We start from the raw sequence: 2,013 nt of genomic DNA on the forward strand, positions 1-2,013 counted from the left end.
CCTGCGAACCAGAGCCCACCGTCTGCGGTGAGGCCCCATCGGGTTGCTTGCAGGATCGCGATCCCGGCGGCGATCACGGTCAGCACGGTGGCGGCCGAGCGGACGCCCCGCACTGCCGCGACCGGACCGTCCCACCAGCGCAGCGGTGTGTTCTCGAGGCCACGCAGGCCGAGGAACAGCGCGCCGGTGAGTGCGGCGGTCGCGGTGAGCTGCACTGCCGTGAGCAGCCAGAATCCGGATTCGGTGGGTGCGGCGCGGTCGGCGCCCGCCAGGTGGCTGAGTACGAGCACGGTGAGCAGGGCGGGCATGTGCCACAGGTACAGCGTCATGGCCCCGGTGTTGCCGATGACGGTCGACCACCAGACGCGCGGGCGGGCGGCGAGACGGCGCAGCCAGGGCGCCACGGCGACGGCGGCGCAGCACAGCATCACCGCGTGTCCGGCCAGCAGCAGCGAGGGCGGCGCCAGATTCGACAGCCGTTGGCCCGGCACGGTGACCATGCTCACCTCGTACGGGCCGACCAGGACCAAGAGCACGTCGACGACCAGAACCGCCGCGGCCAGCACCGCTGCGGTCCGCCGGCGCAGCAGGCCACGCAGATACCCGATCCCGAGCACCGCGGGCACCAGCCAGACGGCCATGTTGAGGTAGCCGAGCTCGCTCGGCCCGCCGGTGAGCCGCACCGCGTCGACGATCGCCGTGCCTGTCACGATCACCGCGACCGCGGCGAACATCCGGCCACCGCTGGTGATCCGCGCGGCGAGCAACGGCACGAACGCCAGCACCGCCAGGTACGTGCCGAGAAACCACAGCAGCTGCACGCTCGTCACCGCGAGCGGACGATGCCACCCCGGCGCGAGCACCAGATCGGCCACCACCAGCAGCGCCACCGAGGCGGCCATGAAGTAGCCGAGCGGCCGGACAAGCCGCTGGGTGCGCCGGAAAAGCCAAGCGCCCCATGATGTTCCCGGCCCGATGCCGCGCGCACCCGCGGCCACGCCCGCGAAGAAGAACAGCGGAAGCACCTGCAGAACCCAGGTGAGCGGGTGCAGTATCGGCAGATCGGCGAGCACATTGCCGAAACGCACCTCGGTGCCCGACACCGTCACGGTCAGCATCAGGCAGTGACCGGCGACGACCACCACCAGCGACGAGATCCGCAGCAGATCCAGGAACCGGTCCCGATCGGCCGGGGTGTTCGCGGCCACCACCGCGACACTGGGAACAACGCTCATGCCAGAGACCATCGCAGAATTCGCGCCACGGACACAGCGCGGAACTACCCCGGTCGCTGAGTGGAACTACGCGGGCGTGGACCGCTGGTCGGTGGCGATCGATCCAGCCCGGGTGATCTTGCGGCCTGCGTGCGGTGCACAGCGACGGTACGGCCGGGACGGTACCCGCGGGCCGTCCGGGCCGTGCCGATCGGTCAGGCGGGCGTGCAGGGAGCCTGGGCGAAGCCGAGCAGCAGGCAGCCGCTGGCGTCGGAGAGCTTCCACGTGCCGCCCTCCTGCTGCCAGGTGACCGGGAACGCGGGCGCCGTGCCGTGCGGAGAGGTGATCGTCACATCGGCGGTGGCGGTGTCACCACTGGTCGCGACGTTGTCGACGGCGAAGGTCAGGGTGTAGCCGGCGAGCATGCCGTTCATCTGATCGATGTTGGACTTGTGCGCGTCGCCGTTGACGATCAGTTTCGCCTTGTCGTCGGTGGATACTCCGGGATCGGCGAACTTGATCAGCGTCGCCTTCAGGGAATCGGCGGTGGGTGCCGCGGCGTTGTCACCCGAAGGTGCCGGAGTTGCCGAAACGCTGGACGGAGCGGCCGCGATACTGGTACTGCTCGTGGTGGCATTCGTCGAGGAATCGTCGGAATCGCCGCAACCGGTCAGTCCGACGGTGACGGCGAGCGCCGCAGCGGCGGCGGCGACGGTGACACGGATCGTGCGGGGAGGAAGGAGCATGGACAGCAACCTTTCGACTCGTTGGGCGAGTGCCCCGTACGGGGTGTTAGGGG

At 69.9% G+C, this 2,013-nt stretch carries 2 protein-coding genes; both read right to left on the reverse strand.

The annotated features are described in order from the left end of the window. The coding region (locus ACFWF3_RS33790; protein WP_379318049.1) for an acyltransferase at positions 1-1,235 on the reverse strand (1,235 nt) is incomplete at its 3' end. Between the two features lie 194 nt (positions 1,236-1,429). Further along, on the reverse strand, positions 1,430-2,013 hold a 584-nt coding region (locus tag ACFWF3_RS33795; RefSeq protein ID WP_379318050.1), incomplete at its 5' end, for a hypothetical protein.

Source organism: Nocardia sp. NPDC060220 (assembly GCF_042727815.1).
Classification (GTDB): domain Bacteria; phylum Actinomycetota; class Actinomycetes; order Mycobacteriales; family Mycobacteriaceae; genus Nocardia.